Annotated in this window: 15 protein-coding genes; 3 read left to right on the plus strand and 12 right to left on the minus strand. The window is 74.8% G+C overall.

From position 1 onward, the window contains the following. Positions 1 to 182: 182 nt before the first annotated feature. The 10 genes from AB0A97_RS28860 to AB0A97_RS28905 all read right to left on the minus strand — a co-directional run bounded on the left by AB0A97_RS28860 (position 183) and on the right by AB0A97_RS28905 (position 7,452). Complete coding sequence (locus tag AB0A97_RS28860) at positions 183 to 809, minus strand: hypothetical protein (protein ID WP_361155307.1); 627 nt, start codon at positions 807 to 809, stop codon at positions 183 to 185. Beyond that, positions 806 to 1,522 (minus strand): sigma-70 family RNA polymerase sigma factor, encoded by a 717-nt coding sequence (locus tag AB0A97_RS28865; RefSeq protein ID WP_361155309.1) that lies wholly within the window; start codon positions 1,520 to 1,522, stop codon positions 806 to 808. Before AB0A97_RS28865 ends, AB0A97_RS28860 begins: the two co-directional genes overlap by 4 nt. Positions 1,523 to 1,556: 34 nt before the next feature. Then, positions 1,557 to 2,090, minus strand: coding sequence for an LAETG motif-containing sortase-dependent surface protein (locus tag AB0A97_RS28870; RefSeq protein ID WP_361155311.1), 534 nt, complete (start codon positions 2,088 to 2,090; stop codon positions 1,557 to 1,559). 115 nt (positions 2,091 to 2,205) lie between these two features. Next, complete coding sequence (locus tag AB0A97_RS28875; protein WP_361155313.1) at positions 2,206 to 2,430, minus strand: hypothetical protein; 225 nt, start codon at positions 2,428 to 2,430, stop codon at positions 2,206 to 2,208. Between the two features lie 160 nt (positions 2,431 to 2,590). Continuing rightward, complete coding sequence (locus AB0A97_RS28880) at positions 2,591 to 2,995, minus strand: Fur family transcriptional regulator (RefSeq protein ID WP_361155315.1); 405 nt, start codon at positions 2,993 to 2,995, stop codon at positions 2,591 to 2,593. Continuing rightward, positions 2,980 to 4,212, minus strand: a complete 1,233-nt coding sequence (locus AB0A97_RS28885) for a GTP-binding protein (protein WP_361155317.1) — start codon at positions 4,210 to 4,212, stop codon at positions 2,980 to 2,982. Before AB0A97_RS28885 ends, AB0A97_RS28880 begins: the two co-directional genes overlap by 16 nt. A 6-nt stretch (positions 4,213 to 4,218) precedes the next feature. Continuing rightward, on the minus strand, positions 4,219 to 4,389 hold the full coding sequence (gene rpmF, locus AB0A97_RS28890; protein WP_361155319.1) for a 50S ribosomal protein L32: 171 nt from the start codon (positions 4,387 to 4,389) through the stop codon (positions 4,219 to 4,221). Between the two features lie 134 nt (positions 4,390 to 4,523). After that, positions 4,524 to 5,930, minus strand: coding sequence for a hypothetical protein (locus AB0A97_RS28895; RefSeq protein ID WP_361155321.1), 1,407 nt, complete (start codon positions 5,928 to 5,930; stop codon positions 4,524 to 4,526). Positions 5,931 to 6,022: 92 nt separating this feature from the next. Then, positions 6,023 to 6,472, minus strand: a complete 450-nt coding sequence (locus AB0A97_RS28900) for a hypothetical protein (RefSeq protein ID WP_361155323.1) — start codon at positions 6,470 to 6,472, stop codon at positions 6,023 to 6,025. A 113-nt stretch (positions 6,473 to 6,585) separates the two neighbouring features. After that, complete coding sequence (locus tag AB0A97_RS28905) at positions 6,586 to 7,452, minus strand: hypothetical protein (protein ID WP_361155325.1); 867 nt, start codon at positions 7,450 to 7,452, stop codon at positions 6,586 to 6,588. A gap of 325 nt (positions 7,453 to 7,777) precedes the next feature. On the opposite strand from AB0A97_RS28905, the gene AB0A97_RS28910 reads away from it, so the two are divergent. Genes AB0A97_RS28910 through AB0A97_RS28920 form a run of 3 tightly spaced genes read left to right on the plus strand, consistent with a single transcriptional unit; the run spans position 7,778 to position 10,461 of the window. Next, positions 7,778 to 8,680, plus strand: a complete 903-nt coding sequence (locus tag AB0A97_RS28910; protein WP_361155327.1) for an aminoglycoside phosphotransferase family protein — start codon at positions 7,778 to 7,780, stop codon at positions 8,678 to 8,680. Beyond that, positions 8,677 to 10,194, plus strand: a complete 1,518-nt coding sequence (locus AB0A97_RS28915; protein WP_361155328.1) for an amidase — start codon at positions 8,677 to 8,679, stop codon at positions 10,192 to 10,194. The genes AB0A97_RS28910 and AB0A97_RS28915 overlap by 4 nt, the downstream gene beginning before the upstream one ends. 39 nt (positions 10,195 to 10,233) lie before the next feature. After that, the gene (locus tag AB0A97_RS28920) at positions 10,234 to 10,461 is read left to right on the plus strand and encodes a hypothetical protein (RefSeq protein WP_361155330.1); all 228 of its coding nucleotides are present in this window, start codon (positions 10,234 to 10,236) and stop codon (positions 10,459 to 10,461) included. A 49-nt stretch (positions 10,462 to 10,510) separates the two neighbouring features. Here AB0A97_RS28920 and AB0A97_RS28925 read toward each other — a convergent pair whose 3' ends face one another. Then, the gene (locus tag AB0A97_RS28925) at positions 10,511 to 11,041 is read right to left on the minus strand and encodes a pyridoxamine 5'-phosphate oxidase family protein (protein WP_361155332.1); all 531 of its coding nucleotides are present in this window, start codon (positions 11,039 to 11,041) and stop codon (positions 10,511 to 10,513) included. A gap of 2 nt (positions 11,042 to 11,043) precedes the next feature. Then, a complete protein-coding gene (locus tag AB0A97_RS28930) occupies positions 11,044 to 12,561 on the minus strand; it encodes a cytosine permease (protein WP_361155334.1) in 1,518 nt (505 codons plus the stop codon). Positions 12,562 to 12,800 lie beyond the last annotated feature (239 nt).

The following is a 12,800-nucleotide window of genomic DNA, read 5'->3' on the forward strand; positions in this document are numbered from 1 at the left end:
GGCTGGAAATGAGCGTTCGGCGGGGTGAGGCGGGCGGGGCGGCGGCTCGCGGCAGGGCGTGAAGAAGGCCGAATTCCGCAACGTCCGTGAAGGATGGGGTGTGGGGGAATTCGACACGATCGGAGTACTGCTCGTCGCGCCGGGCGGTCGAAATCCGGGGTGAGTGCTAAGCGCGCCCCTCCTCAGTGGCCGGACGCGCTGCTCGAAGCCGCCGCCCGGCCCGGCCGCGGCGCGCTGTGCCCCGCCGTCGCCGTCCGGACCGGCCCGGCCGGGGGCGGTGCGGACGCTTGCCGCCGTGCCTTCGAGGGGGAGGGGTGTCCGCTCGGGTCGGGGGTGGCCGTACGCGGGGCAGGCGTGCCGGGCCGCGCGGTGGGACCGGACGAGGGGGGCCGCTCCGGCGGGGAAGAGGTGGCCGCGTCGGCGGGGGACGACGGCGAGGGGGTGGGGTCGGCCGGTCGGGGACTGGCCGGCGCGGGGCGGGTCGGTACGGGGCTGGGCGTCGCCGCGGGCACGGGGCGCGGCGGGACCGGGGTGTCCGGGGCCAGGACCAGGCAGCCCACCGCGGCGGCGGCCACCGTGGCCGCCGCCGTCAGCGGCAGGACGAGGCGCCGCACCCTCAGCCGTGGGCCGCGGAACGCGCCGCGGCGGAGGCCGGAGGGGCCGGGGGGTGCGGCGGGCCGCAGCTCACGGAGGTCGATCTGTTCGGCGCGGGCCGCGAGGGCGAGGCGCAGCCGTGCTTCGACGGGGCGGGTCCCGGGCCCGGAATCCGGTTCGTGGTCGGCTCCCGACCCCGGCCTGTGCGGTGTCATGGCCGCGCCTCCAGCATCTTCTCCAGGGAGTCCAGCGCGCGGCTGGCGATCGACTTCACCGCGCCCCGGCTGATGCCCAGCGTGGCCGCGATCTGCGCCTCGGTCAGCTCGCCCCAGTACCGCAGGACGAGGACCTCGCGGCGGCGGGCGGTCAGCCGGCCCAGGGCGGCGAGGACCTCGCGGTGCTCCTCGTCGAGCACGACGCGTTCCTCGGCGGAGGGCGCGTCCGTCTCGTGCGGGGGTGTGTAGTCGCGGGCCGTGCGCCGGCGCCGCAGTACCGAGCGGGCCGCGTTGACCACGGCGGTGCGCAGGTACGCGAGGGCGTTGTCGACCTCGTCGAGGCGCTCGCCGTGGCGCTTGTAGAGGGCCGCGAACGCGTCCTGGACGACGTCCTCGGCCGTCGCCCGGTCGTCCACCAGCAGCACCGCCAGCCGCACCATGGACAGCCGGTGGGCGTGGTAGAGGTCCGTGACGGTGGGGCTCTCGTCGGGGAGGCGGGCGGCCGGACCGTCACCGGGGAGGGGGGCGGTGGGGCCCACGGGGCCGACGGGGCCGGTGGGGCCGGTCCGGGCGGCGGACCGCTGGGCGGGCGCCGGCCCGTACGCGTTCTGCGGCGCCGTGGCGCGGGCGAGCAGGCGCCGGCGCAGGGCGCGCCAAGGCCCCGGCACGGCGGCCCGTGCCGGGGAGAGGGACGCGGCGGCGGTGAACTCCATCGGTTCCTCGGCCGTCGGAAGCGCTGCGGGTGGCTCAGGCGGTGCTGTCGCGGCGGCGGGCGGCGTACACGGCACCGCCGCCCCCGGCGATCAGCAGGACGGCTCCGGCGCCCAGCGCCACGTTGGTGGTCGTGGAGGTGCCCGTCTCGGCGAGTTCGTCCTTGGCGTGCGAGGGCGCGGGGGCGGGCTTCGCGGCGGAGCCGTCGGACGGCCGGGCGGAATCGGCGCTGCCGGAGCCCTGGCCGGGTACCTTGCTCGCGCTCGGCACGGGGCTCGGCGCGCGGCTGGGCTCGGCGCTGGGGCGCGAGGCGGACGGGGTGCTCGTTCCTGGCGCCGGCTGCGGGGCGGAGCCGGCCTCCTCCGGGGCGCTCGCCTTCGGGGCCCGCTCCTCGGCGTGCGCCGTACCGGTCAGGGAGAACGCGGACAGGGCGATTGCCGCCAGCAGTCCGGCGGTCACGGCACTCCGTACCCTGCGGCGGGCCCCGTGCCCGGCGCCGCCGGACGGTGCGTACGAGGGGGCGGGCGGGCAGGACGAGGGGGACGAGGCGGAGGTGCGGGAGTCGTTCACGATGGCTGCTCCACGATCGGCGGGACGACGCCGGACGGCGGCCTCACCCGTCACGACGTGCGGAAGTCACGGGGGTTGCCGGTGGGGCGGAAAAATTTTCGGGGCGGGCCGCGCCTCAGTGGTCGTCCCAGTGGTCCTCGTGTGCGGCGTGCCGGTGGCCGTCGTGGACGAAGTCCACATGGGTGCCGTGCGGTACGGCGACGTGGCCGCAGCCGGGGCGGTGGAGGTGGCCGTCGTGGACGTAGCCGACGTGGTCGTCGTGGGGCACGGCGACGTGGCCGCAGCCGCTGCCGTGCTCGTGGGTGTGGTGCGGACGCGGTGTGTGGGTGGTGGCTGTCATGGCAGGCGCCTTCTTTCCTTCCTCGCCATGGGGTCGCCTTGGACGCGCCTGGGACGCGCGCCCCCTCTTCGAGTCTCCCGCCGTCCGGCGCCGGGCGCATCGCCGAACGGGACGCACCGCCGTACGGGCCGCACGTCCACGGGCGCCGTGCTCCGCGACGCTATGGGCACGCCCGGTGCAGCCCGGTGCAGCGGGCGCAGATGCCGCTGAGTTCCACGGTGTGCTCGACGGCGCTGAAGCCGCTCTCCGCGCCCACCCGATCCGCCCAGCGCTCCACCACGTCGGAGTCCAGCGGGCGGCTGCGGCCGCAGCGGCGGCAGAGCAGGTAGTGGCGGTGGCCGTCGGCGGGCCGCGGCCGGTAGAGGCGCTCGCCCGCCTCGTCCCGTACGACGTCGACCTGCCCCGTCCGCTCCAGGGCGTGCAGGGCCCGGTAGACGGTGGACAGGCCGACGGATACGCCGGTGGCGTCCAGACGCAGGTGCAACTCCTGGGCCGAGACGAAGTCCTGGCACCCGGCCAGTGCGCGCAGCACGGCGGCGCGTTGTCGGGTCAGCCGCCCGCCCATGCCGGTTCGCCCTCGTGGTCGCAGGTGTCGTCCACGCCGTACGTGGCCCAGGCCGGGAACGGGTCGGCGCCGTACGCCTCCGTACGCGTCTCCGCGTCCGTGACGAGGCAGTCCCCGAGGGCGGCGTGCAGGGCTTCGGCGCGCAGCCCGGTCCCGATGAAGACCAGTTCCTGGACGTCTGCGGGAAGGCCGTCCCGGCCACTGTCCCCGTCCCGGCCGGCTCCGTCCGGGGCGTGGGTGCCCGACGGCTCGAAGCGGGCGACGGAGCCCGCCTGCGACCACAGTCCGGTCACGTGCGGGCGGGCGGCGAGGCGGAAGAAGCCCTTGGACCGCAGGATCTCCCCGTACGCCCCGCTGTCCATGCCCTCCGTGACGAAGGCCCAGAGCCTGCCGGGGTGGAAGGGGCGCGCCGCGCGGAAGACCGTGCTGGAGATCCCGTACTCCTCGGTCTCCGGTACGTGGTCGCCGTTCAGCTCCCTGACCCAGCCGGGAGCCTGCTGGGCGCGCTCCAGGTCGAAGCGGCCGGTGCCCAGGATCTCGGCGGGCGCCACCCGGCCGTGCCGGGCGGGGACGATCCGGGCCGCCGGGTTCAGCCGGGCGAGGGCGGCCCGCAGGCGTGCGGCCCGCGCCTCGTCCACCAGGTCGAGCTTGTTGACGACGATGACGTCGGCGAACTCGACCTGGTCGACCAGCAGGTCGCTGACGGTCCGCTCGTCGTCCTCGTACGGGGCGAGGCCGCGCTCGGCCAGGCCGTCGCCGCCCGCCAGTCCGTCGTGGAAGTGCGCGGCGTCGACCACGGTGACCATGGTGTCCAGCCGGGCCAGGTCGTTCAGCGTCGCGCCGTCGTCGCGCGGGAACGCGAAGGTGGCGGCCACCGGCATCGGCTCGGAGATGCCGCTGGACTCGATGAGCAGGTGGTCGAAGCGGCCCTCACGGGCCAGCCGGGCGACCTCGTCGAGGAGGTCGTCGCGCAGGGTGCAGCAGATGCACCCGTTGGTCATCTCGACCAGACGTTCCTCGGTGCGGGACAGGGCGGCCCGGCCGCCGCGGACGAGCGCGGCGTCGATGTTGATCTCGCTCATGTCGTTGACGATCACGGCGACGCGCAGTCCCGCCCGCTGGTGCAGGACGTGGTTGAGCAGCGTGGTCTTGCCCGCGCCGAGGAATCCGGAGAGCACGGTGACGGGCAGCGGGCCGGCCGGGTGCGGCGGGACCATCGGCGGTCAGTCCTCCGGGCGCAGCAGGCCGAGCCGGTACGCCTTCACCAGGCGGCGCGGCACCTGGCGGACGGAGCCGTCCACGGTCACCGGGACCAGGGCGGGCGTGCGGGCCTTCCACTGGGCGCGGCGGTGGCGGGTGTTGCTGCGGGACATCTTCCGCTTGGGAACGGCCATGGTCCGGGAACCTCTCCTGGGCGCGGGTGTGCTGACGGGCACGCGGTGCGCGGCACGCCGCCCCGAGGCGTTGCGCGGACACGAACCGGTGCCGGTTCCGGACGAGGCTATATGAAAATGAATCCCATTACTAGCTAAGGGTCGCGGCGTCCCGGACGGGGTGACGGCCGCGGGCCGGGCAGGGCGGCCATCTCCTCGTCCAGTTCGGGGTACGGGATGACGTGCCCGCGGCCGAAGCTCTTGTAGGCCGCCGGGCGGTTGCGGCGCCCCGCGTTGTTGGCGTGGCAGATCTCGCGGCGCCCGCACTGCGCGCAGTACAGGCTGGCGACGAACGGTGACAGGGCGACCGGGCCCGCCGGACTGAGGGCGTACACCGTGTCGTCGGCGACCGGGGCCGGGCAGGAGAAGGTCATGCGGTCGAAGTCCGGGTGGTCGCCCATCAGATGGTCCGCCACGACCTCGAACGTGCCGGTGCGGCGCTGGTAGGCGCACGAGACGGTGAGCAGCCAGGGCAGCCCGGTCAGGAACTGGGCGGACATCAGTGCCTGTTCGAGGGCGAGCTGATGCTCGGCGACGCGCAGGGCGGCCTCCTCCTGCGTCCGCGGCTTGTCGCCGTGCGAGGTGCGGTTGCGTTCGCCCTTGAGGCGGTCGAGGAGCTGGGCGAGCCCGGGATCGTCCGGCCGGGCCGCCATGTCGGAGTCGTCCCGGAGCGCCTCCGCCAGGCCGGGGATCACGTCCGTGCGCTCCCGCGCGACCTTGCACAGGTGGTGGAGCCAGACCGTCCAGGTGCCGAAGGTGGTGCCCGTGCCGGCGAGGGCGGTACGCAGCTCCGCGAGGTTGCGCTCACCGGCGCCGTGCGCCGTGAGCAGTCCCGCCGCGGTGACGGCGACGGCGGCGGCGAGCGTCTCGCCGGCTTCGAGCAGCGCCTCGTGGCGGTCCTTGGGAGTGTGCGCCCGCTGCATCTCGTGCACGGTCCGGGCCACGGGGTGCGGGAAGGCCCGGCGGGCGGCGGCCAGCGGGTCGGGGGACGGCGGGTACGCGGACTCGGGGCGGGCGGGTCCGTGGGGCGGCGGTGGGGGCGTGCGTCTCGGCGCGTTGGTGCGAGGGGGTGGCGGGTCGGTGCGGGGAGCTGGGGTGGTGCGAGGGGGAGGGGCGGTGTGGAAGGTCGCGGTGGTGTGAGCGGGTGGGGCGGTGCGCGGGGCCGTGGCCGGGGCCGGGGTCACGCCGGGTGACGGCTTCGGGTGGCTCGGCCGGTCGCGCCACCGCCACTTGCGGATGCCCAGCCGGGTCCAGGCAGGCACCACCCCGAAGAGCAGCGTGAAGGTGAGCACCGCGAGCAGGGTGTCCAGCCAGCGGGGCAGACCGCTCGTCTGCTCCTTGCTCGTGCCGATGCTGAGCGCCGCCAGGACGGCGAAACCGACGGTGAGCCAGAAGGCCCAGTCCCGGTGCAGCGGCGCGTCGTACAGCCGGAGCACGGTGTTGTACCGCCGCGGCGACGGCTGCGGCGGACCCGACGGCGCACGGCCGGTGGCCCTGGTCATGTACCCATAGTGCCTGTGTGGCGTGGATCACAGCCAGCCCTGTGGATAACCCCCTTGGGGAACATCGGTACGGCCGTATCCGGGGTGAACCGCTACGAGTTCTGGATCCCCGTGCCGTGCGGCCGGGCACCGGTCCGGCCCCGCCCCGAGCGCCGTGACGAGGTCTGACGGTCGGACAGCGCGCAGCCGTGGGACGTCAGGCTGCTCCGGCCCGGCCTCCGCGACGACCGTGAGGCGAGCGGGGGCTCGATGTCGGCGGTCTCCTCCGGCCGGCGCCTCAGCTTCGACTTGAGACTGGTCAGTCCGCTTTTGACGTACGGCGCGGCCTTCACCGCAGCGGCCCCCAGTGCGACGCCCGCGCCGAGGATCACCAGAGCCGTCTTGGTCCCGTCGAACAGCACGGCGTGCGTGACGAGCTTGTTGTCGTCGTCCAGCGCCAGCGGGCTCTTTCCGCCCGGGGTGCTCGACTGCGAGAGGTGTGTGCCGGTGGGACGCTGCACCAGCATCAGTTCCCAGTTCGAGTCACCCCGGTCGAAATCCATGACGCGACAGTAGAGGTGACCGGGCACGCCGCGGGCCGGAATGCCGCGTTCTCCATCACCGCGTAGCCGCGCAGCGATGGTCCCGGCGGGTCCGGGCCGTCCCGGGAGCAGAGCTACCGCTCCTGGCGGTCCGGGCTTTCGTACGCCGGGCTTCCGTAGGCGGGCCTGCCGTAGCCGGGGCTGGCGTACTCGGGGCTGGCGTACTCGGGGCTGGCGTACTCGGGGCTGGCGTATTCCGGGCTGCCGTATTCGGGAGCGGAGTAGCCGGGCCGGGTACGGGCGCGGGGTGCCGGTGCTGCTGTCGGGGCGGTGCGGGCCTCTTCCTCCTGGGCGCGGATGCGGTCCAGCAGGAACGGCAGGACGCCGCGCTCCAGCAGCGCGCGCTGCCAGGCCGCGCGGGCCCGCGCCACCTCGGACTCCAGGTCCCGCGCACCGGTACCGGCATCGGCGCCAGGACCCGGGGCCGGGCCGCCGTCCGCGGTCGTCGCCGAGCGGTTGCGGGCCGCGGTCACCAGCATCCAGGCCAGTCCGGCCACGGTCGCCGCCGCCGCGATGCCCGCGGCGAGCCAGCCCGCGTACACCAGCTCGTCGGCGAACTGCCGGTGGAAGCCGACGAGCCGCATGCCGAAGCCGATCGCGAGGAAGAGGACGGCGGCCACCGCTCCCAGGCTCGGTACCAGGACGGCGAGGGCGGGCAGCAGGCCGCCGCCGGAGTCCGCGGCCGTACGGGACCGCGGGTGTGTCTCGTCGGGCGGCGCGCCGTGCGCGGAGCGTAGCCGGGCGTACGTCTCGTACTCGGGTGCCGCCGCGGCGCAGAGGGTGTCGCGTGCCCGGTGGGCCTGGGTGCGCAACTGTTCCCGGCCGGCGGTTCCCGGGACGCGGCGCATCGCCTCCCTGACCTCCGGGGAGTCGAGTGCCTGGCCGAGGGCGTGCGCGAAGGCGGCGGCCACCTCGGTCCGTAGGGAGTCGGTGCCTGGCATGGGATCCCCCCGGCGGATCGGTGCGCTCCCGCGCAGCGCTGATTAAGTTGCTGGATTGCGCAACTGTACAACTCCGTAGGGTGGTGACCGTTCCGACGCTGCCGACTTCCGGCCATTCGGCAGCCCGTCGGCTGTCCGCAATCCCCGGATCGGGTGGCCGGCCACGGCCGGGTGAACCGTGCCGCGCGCGACCCGTGCCGGGTCGCGCGTTGACGGGCCGGTCGAACTTTCGACCGAGAGGGCGCCCGCGTGGGACCGTGACGGACGGTCCGCGGGCCTCGTTCTGCGAGCACCCGTCCGAACCGGCGTCAACCGAGGAGGAACTGTGCCAACCGTCCCGAACCCCGTCGCCGCCTGGGCCCGCAGCCGGGCCGGCGGTGAGATCACCGAGGTCCGCGACGTCTCGCGGCAGCGGGCCGGCGCGCGGGTGTGGGAGCTGACGCGCGCGGACGCGGCCCGGTTCTTCCTCAAGGTGGCGCCGACGCCGGACCGCTACACGCGTGAGACGCACGCGTACCGGCACGCCGTCCCCGCCCTCGGCCACGCGCACGCGCCGGTCCTCGTCGACAGCGACCCGGGCCGCCTCGCGCTGCTGCTCACCGCCGCGCCGGGGTCCGGTCTGCCCGCTTCCGCGCCCGGCCGTGCCGACCGTACGGAGCTGTACCGGCAGGCGGGCGGGCTGCTGCGCCGACTGCACGACGCGTGCGGCCCGGCGGGCGCGGCGGGCCCGGTGGGCGGCGCGGACCGGTGGGCCGCCGGCCGGCACGCCGCCGCCGAGGAGCAGGTGGCGCAGTTGACGGACGCGGGGGTGCTCGACGCGGCGGAGCGGCGGTTCGTCCTGGACCGGGCCGCGGTGCTCCACCTGCTCCCGCCGCTGCCCGCGGGCTTCCTGCACGGCGATGTCGGCGAGCACCACTTCCTCTGGGACGCGGCGGGCCGCCGCCTGGCGCTCGCCGGGTTCGCGCAGGCGCGGCTGGGGTGCGCGGCGGAGGATCTCGTACGGGTGGCGTACGGCGCGTGCCTGCGTGATCCGGCCCTGCGCGCCGCCTTCCTGCGCGGTTACGGGCGGGAGTTGACGGACGCGGAGCGGTACGCGCTGCCGGCGCTGGCCGCGCTGGACGCCGTGGAGGTGTGGGCGCGCGGCCTGCGGACGGGCGACGAGGAAGCCGTCGGGCGGGCCCGGGGGGTGGTGGGTGCGCTGATGGACGGTGTTGGGTTGCGGGTATGAGTGGTGACAACGACCTCACCGACGCCGCCGACACCGGCACCGGCCGCACTTCCGCCGCCACCGGCCTCACCGGTACCGACGCCGACATCACCGGCCTCACCTACACCGACGCCACCGACCTGGCCGCCCGCATCCGCCGCCGCGAGGTGTCCGCGCGGGAGGTCGTACAGGCCCACCTGGACCGCATCGAGCGCGTCAACCCACGCGTGAACGCCCTCGTCTCCCTCGATCCCGAAGGCGCGATGGCGGCCGCCGCGGCCGCCGACGAGCACCTGGCGCGCGGCGGGACGGCCGGGCCCCTGCACGGGCTGCCCATCGCCTTCAAGGACACCCACCTCACCCGCGGCATGCGCACCACGTACGGCTCGCCGCTGCGCGCGGACAGCGTCCCCGACGAGGACGAACTGCTCGTCCAGCGCATCCAGGCCGCCGGGGCGATCCGCATCGCAAAGACCAACGTGCCGGAGTTCGGCGCCGGTTCGCACACCTTCAACCCCGTCTTCGGTGTGACCCGCAACCCGTACGACCTCACCCGCTCGGCGGGCGGCAGCAGCGGCGGTGCGGCGGCCGCGCTGGCCGCCGGGCTGCAACCCCTCGCCGACGGCTCCGACATGGGCGGTTCGCTGCGCAACCCCGCCTCGTTCTGCAACGTCGTCGGGCTGCGCCCCACCCCCGGCCGGGTGCCGTCGTACCCGGCGTGGAATCCGTGGGACACGCTGACCGTGCCCGGCCCGATGGCCCGTACGGTCGCCGACGCCGCGCTGCTGCTCTCGGTCATGGCGGGGCCCGATCCGCGGTGCCCGGTGAGTCTGGAGGGACCGGGGGAGCCGTTCCGGGAGCCGCTGGAGCGTGACCTCGCCGGGCTGCGCGTGGCCTGGACGCCCGATCTGGGCGGCCGGGTGCCGGTCGACGCCGAGGTGCGGGAGGTGCTGGAGCCGCAGGCGGAGGTGTTCCGGCAACTGGGCTGCCGGGTCGAGGCGGACTGCCCGGACCTGGACGGGGCCGACGACGTGTTCCGCATCCTGCGGGCCCACCACTTCGACCTCGCGCTCGGCGCTGCGCTCGACGCGTCCCGCGAAGCCCTGAAACCGAGCCTCGCGTGGAACATCGAGCAGGGCCGCCGCCTGACCGGCCCCGACCTGGCCCGCGCGACGGCCTGCCGCGCGCGGCTGCATCTGAGCGCCGTCGACTTCTTCACCCGGTACGACGTGCTGCTGGCGCCGGTGTCCCAGGTCGCGCCGTTCGACGCGGCGGCGGAGTATCCGGCCACGGTCGCGGGGGAGCCGCAGCACACCTACATCGACTGGATGCGGTCGGCCTACTTCGTGTCCGTACTGGGCGTGCCCGCCCTGTCCGTACCGGCGGGCTTCACCCCGGACGGCCTCCCGGTGGGCCTCCAGATCGTCGGCCCGCCGCGCGCCGACCTGGCCGTCCTGCGGGTCGGTGCCGCCTACGAAGCGGCTACGGGGCACGGCCGACGCCATCCGGACATCCTTGGCAAGATCGCCACCTGAGCCCGCCGCCGGTCACTTCTCATCCTTAGAATCACCCTCATGAGCGAGGGGGAGCGTGCGGAGCAGCTCGGCAACCGGGCGGCCCGCATCACGGTGTCCGTGGTGTGTGCCGTTCTGGTGGTGGGCCTGGCCCTGTTGCTGGCCTGGTGGCGGGGGCTGTGGGTCCCCTGGTTCGCGTGGCTGTCGACGAAGCTGGCCGTCAAGGCCGCCGTCCTCGGGCCGATCGCACTCGTGGGACTGCTTGCCTGGCGGCGTAAGTGCCTCTGAGGAGCTGCCCGTTCGCGTCGTCCTGAGACCGCCGGCCCGGATCGCCGTCTCACCCCGGTTCGTACGCCTTCGCCCACGCCGTGGTGAACGGAAAGGTGACCCGGTGGGGCACCGTGGTGCCGTGGACCGGGTGGGGGTCGGGGGTGAGGGCCGAGTAGGCGTGGACGGTGGCGCAGTAGAAGCGCTTGGGGGAGCCGCCCTGGAACTCGGCGGGTTGGCGGGCCTTGCGGGCGCGGACGGCGGGGTCGGGGTAGCGGCGGGCGTAGAAGACCGCGAGGGCCGTCGGCAGGTCGGCCGGGGCGAGGGCGTGGGCGGTGCCTTCCCCGTAGAGGGCCTGCGCCTCGGCGTCGGACACCTGGGAGTCGAAGACCAGGACCGAGACGGCGGGGTTGGCCGCGATGTTGCGGGAGTGCGCCGCGTCCGACGCGGACCACCAGTAGAAGTGGTCCGCGTCGTCCCAGGCATAGGTGACGGGGACGGCCCAGGGGGTGCCGTCGGGTCCGGCGGTCCCGAGGGTGAGGTAGCGGTTGGTGTGCAGGAGGCGGGCCGCCTCGGCACGTAAGTCGGGGGTGGTGGACATGGTCAGGAGCCTTCCTGGGGGAGGGCGTGGGCGGGGGCCGTGGTGGCGAGGGTGTCGGGCGCGGTGCGGCGGCGGGCGATGAGCCAGTACGCGACGCCGGGGATCAGCAGGCCCACGGCCCAGGAGAGGTCTATCCCGTCGAGGGCCGCGGCGACCGGCCCGGTGTAGGCCGAGGTGTGCATGAAGGGGATCTCCAGCGCGAAGCTGACGGCGTAGACCAGGACGGCCGGGCCGTTGACGCGTCCGTACACGCCGCCGCCGGGGGCGAAGAAGGACGGTACGTGGTAGTGGCCGCGCCGGATCAGGTAGTAGTCGACGAGGTTGATGGCGGTCCACGGGATCAGGACGTACTGGAGGATCGCCAGGAAGTCGGTGTACGAGGCGAGGAAGGTGTCCTGGAAGGCGAGGGCCAGCGTCAGGCCGAGGGCGAGCGGTCCCGCGATCAGCGCCGTACGGGCCGGTCGGCCCGGCAGCCAGTCGTGCCGGAACGTCTGGGCGGCGGTCACCAGGCACAGGGAAGTGCCGTACAGGTTCATCGAGTTGACGTGGACGACGATGACGGCGAAGGAGCACAGGACGACCGCGGACAGGGTGCCGCCGAGGACGGTGTCCAGTCCGGCGATCGCGTCGTCGGCCACCGCCAGGGCCATCACGATGCCGAGGAACATCGGCAGCACGCTGCCCAGGACGCTGCCCCAGTAGGTGAACCACAGGGTGGAGCGGCGGGACGCGGCGTGTGCGGGCATGTAGCGGGTGTAGTCCGAGACGTACGGGGCGTAGGTGATCTGGAGCAGGATGCCGATCGCGGTCATGCCGACGAAGCCGGAGAGGGTGAAGCCGGTGGCGTTCGTGGCGCGTTCGAGGACGCCGGGGGCCATGAACACCCGTACGGCGCACAGGGCGAGCAGCGCGAGGGTGACGACGGTGGCCCAGCGCCCGACCCGGTGGATCAGGCGGTAGCCGACGACCGCGACGACCAGCCCGGCCAGCGCGCACAGCACCAGCCAGCCGGAGGTGGCCACGGCGGGCACCGACCGGTTCAGCGCCTGCCCGGCGATGACCAGGTTGGACGCGAACCAGCCCGCGTACATGAAGACGACCACGAGCGTGACGAGCAGCGAACCGTGGCTGCCGAACTGGCCGCGGCTCTGGATCATCTGGGGAACCCCGAGCCGCGGGCCCTGCGCCGCGTGCAGCGCCATCAGGAAACCGCCGAGCAGGTTGCCGAGGGTCACGGCGGCGACGGCGGGCCACAGGCCGAGGCCGAAGACGAGCGGGGCGATGGTGCCGGAGACGATGGTCAGCGGGCTGATGTTGGCGGCGAACCAGACGGCGAACAGGTCGCGCGGGCGGCCGTGCCGTTCGGTCTCCGGCACGGCGTCGATGGTGCGGCCCTCGACGAGGTGGTGGGCCTGGCCGCCGGGCCCGGCGTGGGGGCCGGTTCCGGCGGATTCCGGGGCGGCGGTGGGGCGGGGGGCTCCGGAACCGGAGGGGCCGGCGCCGGAGACGGGGTGCTTCATGGTCGGGACCCTTTCAGGGGAGGAGAACCCGGCGGGGGAAAGCGAACCCGATGGACGGCCCTCGGGGACGGTTCGCCGCGCCCACTGCGGTGTACATGCCCGTTTCCCCCGCGTCCGCCGCGCCGCGGGCAGACCTGGTCAGCGGGGGCCGCACGGCCGGTCAGGGCCGGGTCGGCAGCCGACGCGGGTGTGCGGCTGGGGCGGGCTGTGCCCGCGTACGGGCACGGACACGACCGCTT

It is taken from the genome of Streptomyces sp. NPDC045470, from assembly GCF_040646595.1.
Taxonomy (GTDB): Bacteria; Actinomycetota; Actinomycetes; order Streptomycetales; family Streptomycetaceae; genus Streptomyces.

Bases quoted from the DNA above. Each gene is read 5' to 3' on its own strand.
- AB0A97_RS28860 (WP_361155307.1), bottom strand. From the start codon at position 809: ATGACACCGCACAGGCCGGGGTCGGGAGCCGACCACGAACCGGATTCC.
- AB0A97_RS28865 (WP_361155309.1), bottom strand. From the start codon at position 1,522: ATGGAGTTCACCGCCGCCGCGTCCCTCTCCCCGGCACGGGCCGCCGTG.
- AB0A97_RS28875 (WP_361155313.1), bottom strand. From the start codon at position 2,430: ATGACAGCCACCACCCACACACCGCGTCCGCACCACACCCACGAGCAC.
- AB0A97_RS28880 (WP_361155315.1), bottom strand. From the start codon at position 2,995: ATGGGCGGGCGGCTGACCCGACAACGCGCCGCCGTGCTGCGCGCACTG.
- AB0A97_RS28885 (WP_361155317.1), bottom strand. From the start codon at position 4,212: ATGGTCCCGCCGCACCCGGCCGGCCCGCTGCCCGTCACCGTGCTCTCC.
- rpmF (WP_361155319.1), bottom strand. From the start codon at position 4,389: ATGGCCGTTCCCAAGCGGAAGATGTCCCGCAGCAACACCCGCCACCGC.
- AB0A97_RS28895 (WP_361155321.1), bottom strand. From the start codon at position 5,930: ATGACCAGGGCCACCGGCCGTGCGCCGTCGGGTCCGCCGCAGCCGTCG.
- AB0A97_RS28900 (WP_361155323.1), bottom strand. From the start codon at position 6,472: ATGGATTTCGACCGGGGTGACTCGAACTGGGAACTGATGCTGGTGCAG.
- AB0A97_RS28905 (WP_361155325.1), bottom strand. From the start codon at position 7,452: ATGCCAGGCACCGACTCCCTACGGACCGAGGTGGCCGCCGCCTTCGCG.
- AB0A97_RS28915 (WP_361155328.1), top strand. From the start codon at position 8,677: ATGAGTGGTGACAACGACCTCACCGACGCCGCCGACACCGGCACCGGC.
- AB0A97_RS28920 (WP_361155330.1), top strand. From the start codon at position 10,234: ATGAGCGAGGGGGAGCGTGCGGAGCAGCTCGGCAACCGGGCGGCCCGC.
- AB0A97_RS28925 (WP_361155332.1), bottom strand. From the start codon at position 11,041: ATGTCCACCACCCCCGACTTACGTGCCGAGGCGGCCCGCCTCCTGCAC.
- AB0A97_RS28930 (WP_361155334.1), bottom strand. From the start codon at position 12,561: ATGAAGCACCCCGTCTCCGGCGCCGGCCCCTCCGGTTCCGGAGCCCCC.